The 8,447-nt window shown below is 74.7% G+C and carries 6 protein-coding genes; 4 read left to right on the top strand and 2 right to left on the bottom strand.

Annotated elements, in window-relative coordinates; all coding sequences use genetic code 11:
- Nucleotides 1–272: 272 nt before the first annotated feature.
- The 4 genes from GPJ59_RS29805 (at nt 273) to GPJ59_RS29790 (ending at nt 6,216) form a co-directional block, all read left to right on the top strand.
- Nucleotides 273–992 (top strand): sigma-70 family RNA polymerase sigma factor, encoded by a 720-nt coding sequence (locus GPJ59_RS29805; RefSeq protein ID WP_258025120.1) that lies wholly within the window; start codon nt 273–275, stop codon nt 990–992.
- A 106-nt stretch (nt 993–1,098) separates the two neighbouring features.
- The gene (locus GPJ59_RS29800; protein WP_308120559.1) at nt 1,099–2,307 is read left to right on the top strand and encodes a MinD/ParA family ATP-binding protein; all 1,209 of its coding nucleotides are present in this window, start codon (nt 1,099–1,101) and stop codon (nt 2,305–2,307) included.
- 59 nt (nt 2,308–2,366) lie between these two features.
- Nucleotides 2,367–2,933, top strand: coding sequence for a hypothetical protein (locus GPJ59_RS29795; protein ID WP_219671021.1), 567 nt, complete (start codon nt 2,367–2,369; stop codon nt 2,931–2,933).
- A gap of 343 nt (nt 2,934–3,276) precedes the next feature.
- Nucleotides 3,277–6,216 (top strand): AfsR/SARP family transcriptional regulator, encoded by a 2,940-nt coding sequence (locus GPJ59_RS29790; protein WP_219671020.1) that lies wholly within the window; start codon nt 3,277–3,279, stop codon nt 6,214–6,216.
- A 167-nt stretch (nt 6,217–6,383) separates the two neighbouring features.
- Here the strand turns inward: GPJ59_RS29790 and GPJ59_RS29785 are convergent, their stop codons facing one another.
- Nucleotides 6,384–7,073, bottom strand: a complete 690-nt coding sequence (locus GPJ59_RS29785; RefSeq protein WP_219671019.1) for an ABC transporter ATP-binding protein — start codon at nt 7,071–7,073, stop codon at nt 6,384–6,386.
- Entirely contained in the window at nt 7,070–8,152 is a 1,083-nt protein-coding gene (locus tag GPJ59_RS29780; RefSeq protein WP_219671018.1) for an ABC transporter permease, read from the bottom strand. The genes GPJ59_RS29785 and GPJ59_RS29780 overlap by 4 nt, the downstream gene beginning before the upstream one ends.
- Nucleotides 8,153–8,447 lie beyond the last annotated feature (295 nt).

Below are 8,447 nucleotides of genomic sequence, written 5' to 3'. Positions count from 1 at the left end.
GGCCGTGGCGCTGGGGGTGGCCGGCGCCGCCGTGGTGGTGCCGGGAGGGCGCCGCCGGGGCTGGCGGCCGGGCCGGTACCAAGCTCCTGCGGCGGACAGGAAGCGCAGTTCAGAGCTGCTCTGAGGACCGTTGGCGAATCGTTGGCGGGGCGTTGGACAGGGCTGGAACTGTCACTCCGGTCAAGCCCGGCACGCCGTACGCAGGCGGTCGGTTGGTGCTGCCGCCGGCCCCACGACCAGGCCGGCGGTGCAACGCGGGAGGAACAGCCGTGATGGGGATCGAGCGGCACAGAGCGGACGGTGACCTGGAGGCCACCGAGGCCGGCCGGGACGACGCGGACACCACGGACGGCGCGGACCACGCGGACCACGGCACGGACGCCGGTACCGGCACGGACGCCGCGACCGGCACGGACGCCGCGACCGGCACGGCCGGGTACGAGGGCTCGGACGCGGACGGGCCGGCCGCCCCCCGCCCGACGATGGACCGCGACACGCTCGCCGAGCTGTACCGGCTGCACGCCCCGTACCTGCTGCGCGCCCTGCTCCGCCTGACCAGCGGCGACCGGGGCAAGGCCGAGGACATCCTCCAGGAAACGTTTCTGCGTGCCTGGCAGCACCCCCAGGCCCTGGCCCGCGGCCCGCAGCACGGCCGCCCCTGGCTCTACACCGTGGCCCGCCGGATCGCCATCGACCACTTCCGGATGCAGGCCGCGCGCGCCAAGGAACTCGGCGACGAGAGCCCGGACGACCGGCCGGCCGCGCACGATCCCTACGAGGAGATCCTGGTCGCCCACGACATCCGCGGCGCCCTTGCCAAACTGCCCCCGCACCACCGGCAGGTGCTCGTGGAGCTGTACCTCAACGACCGCTCCACCGTCGACACCGCAGCCGTCCTCGGGGTCCCGCCGGGCACCGTCAAGTCCCGCAACTTCTACGCCGTACGGGCCTTCCGCCCCCTGCTGGAGCGGCGCGGCCTCGCCCCGGCATGACCTGCCCCGGCGGTGCGGGGCCGAACCGGCGCCACCTGAACCGGCACCGGACCCGGGCCGTTCCTCCGGGTGGCACACGGCCGGGACAACGAAAGGGGTCCGCGAAGTGACCATCGTCGTGGACAGGAACGACATGAACGAACCCGGACACTGGACGGACGCCCCCGACTACGGTCCGGCCCGTTGGCCGGGCTCCACCGCCCCCCGGCACCCTCCGCTGAGGAGCCTGCGGGACCTGCTGGACACCGCCCCGGCCCCCACGGCGGCGGCCGTTGCTCCAGCTCCGCGGACGACGGTGGCCGTGGCCGTGGCCGTGGAAGACGTAGAGCCGGTGGAGGCCGCCCCGGCGGTGGAGGCCGCCCCGGCGGTGGAGCCCGCACAGGCCGTGCCGCCCGCCGCGGTCGGCACGACGGCCGGCCTCGTACCGGTGGCCCCGCCGGGCCTGGCCTCGGACACCGAGCTGTCCACCGAGCGCCTGGTGCGCCGTACGCCCCGCGAGCGGTTCCGCGTCGGCCGGCGCCGCGCGCCTGCCGGCTTCGCCGAGACCATCCGCACCCCGCTGCGGCGCAGCTACCGCATCGCGGTGATCAGTCTCAAGGGCGGCGTCAGCAAGACCACGACCACCACCGCCCTCGGCGCGGTCCTGGCCGCCGAGCGGGCCGACCGGGTCATCGCGGTCGACGCGAACCCGGACTCCGGCACGCTGGGCCGCCGCGTGCACCGCCAGTCCGGCGCCACCATCCGCGACCTGGTGGCGGCCATGCCGGACCTGCACACCTACATGGACATCCGGAGGTTCACCTCCCAGGCGCCCAGCGGTCTGGAGGTCCTCGCCAACGACACCGACCCGGCGGTCTCCCGGACGTTCGGCGAGCAGGACTACCGCCGGGTCATGGACCTGCTGAGCGGCCAGTACCCGATCGTCCTCACCGACTCCGGCACCGGGCTGCTGCACGACACCATGCGCGGCATCCTGGACCTGACGGACCAGCTGGTCGTCGTCGCCACGCCGAGCGTCGACGGCGCGAGCAGCGCCGGCATCACGTTCGACTGGCTGCACGCCCACGGCTTCCGGGAGAAGGCGCAGAACGCCGTGACCGTGGTCTCCGGCGTGCGGTCCTCCTCCGGCCGCCTGATCCGGGTCGACGACGTCGTCTCCCACTTCCGGCAGCGCTGCCGGGCCGTGGTGACGGTCCCGTACGACGACCACCTGGCCCGCGGCGGCGAGGTCGACCCCGAGCAGATGCGCCACCGCACCCGTGCGGCGTACTACGAACTCGCCGCCCTGGTGGCACAGGAGTTCGGCCGTGCGTGACGCCTCTTCCGCCTGACCGGACCCGTACCCGAACCCGAGACACACCTGGAGGAACACCCATGGCCTGGTACGAGGGCCCCTGCCGGATCACCGTCGTCCACGTGGACGCCGACTTCCCCCAACGCGCCGTGGTCGCCGTGACCGGCGCGGGCGGGGCCCGGATCGAGATCCCGGGCACGGTCGGTACGTTCCGGAACATCGACGCCCCGAGCTGGCACCTGGAGGTGGAACACCACTACGAAGGCGTCTGGCGGCCCAACGTCCGGGCGATCCGCAGCCGTTGGGAGACCGTCGACGGCATCCGGACGCAGACGGTCGTCAGCAAGGACGTGGACTGGGCCCACGGGGGCGACGAGCGCAACCTGGTGCTGCGCCTGGAGCGCATCGGTGAGCCGGCGGAGCGTTCCCGCGAGGCCGGCCGTGCCGTGGCCGCCCCGTCGCGGGCGGCGACCCAGTCCTCGTCCACCGGACCCGCCCACCGCACGTCCGCCGGACCGGCCCACTCCCCCACCTGGTCCTCGTCGGGCGGCGCTACCTTCGCCGCCCCTCCCGCCGCCGCTCCGGGCGCCGCTCCCGGCCGCACCGCCTCCTCCCACGGCGCGACCACGAGCAGCAGTCCCTGGTAGCGGCAGTCCCTCGGAGCAGCCCGGCCGGGCCCGGCCGGGCCGGGAAGACAGACCGCCCCGCCGCACGGGGAGTGACGGCGGGGCGGCGGGCCGGGCCCGCGGGGGACGGCGGGACCGGAGGGAAGGGCAGGGGCCAAGTACGGGGGGACTCCGTCCCCGCCCTTCCACTCATGTCAACGCAGGAGGCCCCGGCCGGGGTTCACCACTCGGCGAACAAATCCAGATCTTTGTCGGGTGAACCGGAAGGCGCGTTCGTACGTTCGACCGGAATCCGCTAACCTCAGCCCTGCCGCGCGTCGGGTGGTACCACGTGCTTCGCCGCCGGCCGGTGGGGTGGGGAAACATGAAATTGCTGCTGCTGGGACCAGCGGAGCTGCGCTCCGCCGACGGTCGCTCCGTGCCCCTCGGCGGCGCCAGGCGCAGAGCCGTACTGGCCGCTCTCGCGTTGAACCTCAACCGGGTCGTGCCGGTGGACCGGTTGCTCGACCTCGTCTGGGACGAGGCGCCTCCGCCGAGCGCCAGGGCGGCACTCCAAGGGCATGTCGCCAGTCTGCGCACCCGTCTCGACCGCACGATCGAACTGGTGACCCGGGCTCCCGGTTACATGCTGACGGCGGACCGGACCCGCGTGGACGTGCACCACATGGAGGACCTCGTGGCGGCGGCCCAGGAGGCGCCGGACGACGAGAGCATCCGCCTGCTGGACTCGGCCCTCGACCTGTGGCGCGGGCCGGCCCTGGAGGACTGCGAATCGGAACTGCTGCGCGCGGGTGCCGGGACCCGGCTGGGGCAGACGCGGCTGCGCGCCCTGGAGCTGCTGGGCGAGCGGCTGCTGCGGACCGGGCAGGGGGCGCACGCCGTACCGCGGCTGGCGGAGGCGGTGGAGGAGAATCCGCTGCGCGAGTCCCTGGTGCGCCTGCTCATGCTCTGTCACCAGCAGGAGGGCCGGCGGGCGGAGGCGCTGCGGCTGTACGACGCGACGCGCCGGCAGCTGAGGGCGGACCTCGGGGTCTCGCCGGGTCCGGATCTCCAGGCGGTGCTCAGCGATCTGCTCGGCGGGACGCCCGCCGGGCCGCACGGACGGGACGCTCCCGCTCGGAACCGACGGGACGGACGGGACGGACGCGAGGGACGGGACGGACGCGAGGGACGCGAGGGACGCGAGGGGCGGACGCTACCGCACGTGCGCGTGCAGCCCGTTCCGTCCGCCCCGGCCCCGTCGGCCCCGTCAGCCGCGTCAGCCGCATCGGAGCCCACTCCGGCGGCGGCGCCGTCCGCCGTGCGGGCCTCGGGCCCCGAGCCGGCCCTGCCCCGGCCGGCACTCGCGACGGTCCACCGGATCCGCCCCGCGCAACTCCCCCGCACTCCGGCCGGGTTCATCGGCAGGGCGGACGAATTCCGTTCCGTGGAGCGGGCGCTGGCCCCGGACTCCGCGGGGGTGGCCCTGGTCGTCGGCCAGGCGGGGGTCGGCAAGACCTCACTGGCCCTGCGCTGGGCCCACGCGCACGCCGACGACTACCCGGACGGGCAGCTGTTCGCCGATCTCCACGGGTTCGACGGATCGACCCCGGTGGAGCCCTCCGTGGTGATCAGCGGGTTCCTCACGGCGCTGGGCGTGCCGCAGCACTCCGTTCCGGACGACCCGGTCGCCGCACAGGCCCTGTACCGCTCGATGCTGGCGCGCCGCCGGCTGCTGATCCTGCTGGACGACGCCCGCGAGTCCGCGCAGGTACGCCCGCTGCTGACGGCCGCCGCCGGGTCGGCGACCATCGTCACCAGTCGGCTGCGGCTGGACGGGCTGCTCGCCCTCGACGGTGCCGCGCCGGTGCCGGTCGGACTGCTGGACGAGGAGGAGGGCCTGGCCCTGCTGCGGGCCGCGCTCCGGGACGACCGCATCGAGCGGGAGCCCGAGGCCGCCCTGGAACTGGTCCGGCTGTGCGGCGGGCTGCCGCTGGCCCTGCGGATCACCGCCGCCCGCCTGGCGGCGCACCCCTGCTGGTCGCTGCGGTCGGTCGCCGACGAGCTCGGCGACGAGCAGCAGCGGCTCGCGGCGCTGTCGGTCGAGGACGCCGACATCACCGCGGCCCTGGCCCTGAGCGTGCGTGCGCTCGACAGCGAGGCGCAGGCGGTCTTCTCGGTGCTGGGCGTGGTGCCCGGCGGCGACTTCACCGCCCATGCCGTCGCGGCGGCGTGCCGGATGCCGCTCGCCGCGTCCCGCCGCGCCCTGGGCGTCCTCGCGAGCGCCCACCTGATCGAGGAGCGATCGGCCGGCCGCTACTCCTGCCATGACCTCGTCCAGCTCTTCTCCCGCGACTTCGGGGCCCAGGAGCGCGGTGAGCGGCTGCGCAGCCTGCTCGACTTCTACGTGCACACGGCGTACGCGGCATCCCGGATCTACGACCCGTCGGGCCGGGCCTGCTGCGACCTGCCCGACTGGTGCGAGGCGCCGCAGGCCATGCCCCGGCTCGCGGACCGGCGCGCGGTCCTCGACTGGTACGAGGCCGAGTCGGCCAACCTCTGCGCAGCGATCGAGACGGCCGCCCGGGCCGGTGAAGGGGACCGGGCCTGGCGGCTGACCGTGCTGGTGTGGCCGCTGCTGACCTGGCAGAGCCACCGCAACTGGATCCCGGTCGTGACCCAGGGCCTGCACGCCGCCCGGGCCACGCGTGATCCGCGGGCGGAGACCCGGGTCGCGAACCTGCTGGGCTGGGCCACCGTCGAGGCGGGCCGGGCCGAGGACGCGATCCCGCTGCTGGAGCGCTCGCGGGAGCTCGCCGTCACGACGGGCGACGACTGCGATCTGGCACAGGCGCTGATCAACCTCGGGCTGGCCCACGCCGCGTGCGGGAACGACCAGGACGCGGTGGCGGTCTACGAGGAGGCCGCGCGGGTCGCCGAACACATCCGGGACTACGGCACGGCAGCGCTCGCCCTGCTGCACACGGCCCGGCTGTGCCTGGACCAGGGTCTGCCCGACCAGGCGCTGAGCCATGCCGAACGGGCCCGGCTCATGCCCGGTGCGCGGGGTCTTCGCGGGGTGCTGCTGTGCGACGTACAGGCGGTGGCCCTGTGCCGGACCGGCGACCCCTGGGCCGCCATGCAGCTGTTGGAGCGGGGACTCGCCGAGGCCCGTACCGAGAAGTACGTCGCGGGCGAGATGACCGTACTGGAGCACCTGGCGGAGGTGGCGGAGCAGCTCGGCCTGACGGAGCAGGCGCAGGCGAACCGCCACGCGGCGGAGCTCCTGCGCGGCAGCCTGGAGGGCGACCGGGCCCCGCTGTGACACGCTGTGACACCGGTCGGCGGACCGGGCCCCGGACCACCTCCGTACGGACCAGGCCCGGCCCCCCCTTCGGATCAGGCCCCGGACCCCCCTCCGTAGGGTCCGGGGCCTCGCCGTACCCGCGCCCCACCGCGGATGCGACCGGCCGGGCGGCGCCTGACAGCCGGTCAGACTCGGGCGGCGGCCACCGGGTCCGACAGCCGGCCGTCGGTCATGACCACCGTGCGGTCCATCCGGTCCAGGTGCGCGCGGTCGTGCGTGACCAGGACCGTGGCCGTGGAGCGCTCCCGGGTCAGGGTGACCAGCAGGTCCAGGACGGCCGCGCCGCGCTCGTGGTCCAGGGCGCTGGTCGGCTCGTCGACCAGCAGGACGGCCGGCTCGTTCATCAGGGCGCGCGCGATGTTGACGCGCTGGCGCTGGCCGCCGGAGAGCTGGTGCGGGCGCTTGTCCGCCTTGTCGGCCAGCCCGACCGCGTCCAGCAGCTCCAGGGCGCGGCGGCGCAGCTGCCGGGAGGGCCGGCCCGAGAGGTGGGCCATGACCTGGAGCTGTTCGGCGGCGGTGAGCGAGGGCAGCAGGTTCGGCTGCTGGAAGACGATGCCGATGTGCTCGCGGCGCAGCGCCGACTTCTGAGCGGCGCTCATCCCGCCGGTGTCCTGCCCGGCCACGACGACCCGCCCGGAGTCCGGTACGACGAGGGTCGCGGCGACCGCGAGCAGGCTGGACTTGCCGGATCCGGACGGCCCGACCACCGCGGTCAGGGTCCCGGCCGGCACGTCGAGGTCGACCGCGTCCAGCGCCGTGAGCCGGCTCTCGCCGTCGGGGTAGGTGAGCGTGACGTCGTGGACGAGGAGGGTCATCGGGCACTCCCGAGGGCGGTCAGAGGGTCGACGGCGGTGATCCGCCGGATGGACAGGGCCGCGCCCAGCGCGCCGAGCAGGATCATCACGGCGGCGGGCACCAGCACGGTCGGCGCGTCGAGGACGAACGGCACGTCGCTGCCGCCGATCAGCGCCCCGAGCCCGGACGCGAGCGCGGTGCCCAGGCCCGTGCCCGCGGCCAGCATGACCACGGCCTGGCCGAGCGCGTCCTTCAACAGGTACGGGGTGGACGCGCCGAGGGCCTTGAGCACGGCGATGTCGGCGCTGCGCTGGATGGTCCAGACGGTGAAGAAGGCCCCTATGACGAGCGCGGAGATCACGAAGAGGAAGCCCCGCATCAGCTGCAGCGAGCCGTTCTCGGCCTGGTAGGACCCTATGGCTTCGAGCGCCTCGTCGATCGTCTGCGCCCGGGTGCCCGTGGCCCGCTCCCCGGCGGCGAGGTCTGCTCCGGCGGCCGCGTCGAGGGCGATCACGGTGGCCGTGGTCTCCGGGGAGGTCCCGGGAGCGCCGATCCGCTGCCAGTCGCGCAGGTCCGCCCAGACCACGGGGGTGTGGCTGTAGGAGGCGGTGCCGGAGACGGCCGCGACGGTGAGGTCGAGGGGGCCGATCGAGATCCGGTCGCCCGCCCGGATCCCGCCGAGCTCCTTCGCGGCCTTCTCGGCGAGGACCACCCGGCCCTGGCTCAGGCCCTTCGGGGCGAGGCCCGACTCCGGCTCCACGCCGAAGACGGACACGGCGGCGGTCCGCTCACCGACGGCGGCGTTGGTGGTGCGGATGCCGAGGGGGTGGGCCGAGGCCACCCCGGGCTGCTTGCGCCAGGCCAGCCAGGCGCTCTCCGGCACCTGGGAGTTGGTGAACGACACCTTCTGGTCCCCGCCGGGCGCGGCGAAGGCCAGGTGGGACGCGGGCAGGCCGGTGACGGCGGAGATGTTCTCCCTGGCCAGCCCGGAGGTGAGGCCCGACAACAGGCCGACCAGCAGCGTGATCAGTACGACGACCGTGCCCATGAGGGCGAAGCGGCCCCTGGCGAAGCGTAGATCTCTCCATGCGACGAACATGTCCCCCACCTTGGCCGGGCACGTGGGCGCCGGGCATCGCGCCACGGTAGAGATGGTCGTATCGAAGGGAGCATTCCGACATCAAACTTTCGGTTGACCGGGCCCGGCCGCGACCCCTCTAGGCTGGTCGGGACATGGTTTCCGCTGTTCCCCCCGATTCCCCCGATTCCCCAGGCGCCGCCCCGGCCCCGCCCGGCGCCGCCCCCGCTCCCGCCGCCCCCGGGTCCGGCCCCGCACGCCCGCTGACTCCGGTCGCCCGGGTGCTGCGGCTGTGCCTGCACGCGCTGCTGCTGGG

It is taken from the genome of Streptomyces bambusae (assembly GCF_019400985.1).
GTDB lineage: Bacteria > Actinomycetota > Actinomycetes > Streptomycetales > Streptomycetaceae > Streptomyces > Streptomyces bambusae_A.
The sequence above is the reverse complement of the archived record's forward strand: the minus strand, read 5'-3'. Positions and strand labels throughout refer to the sequence as shown.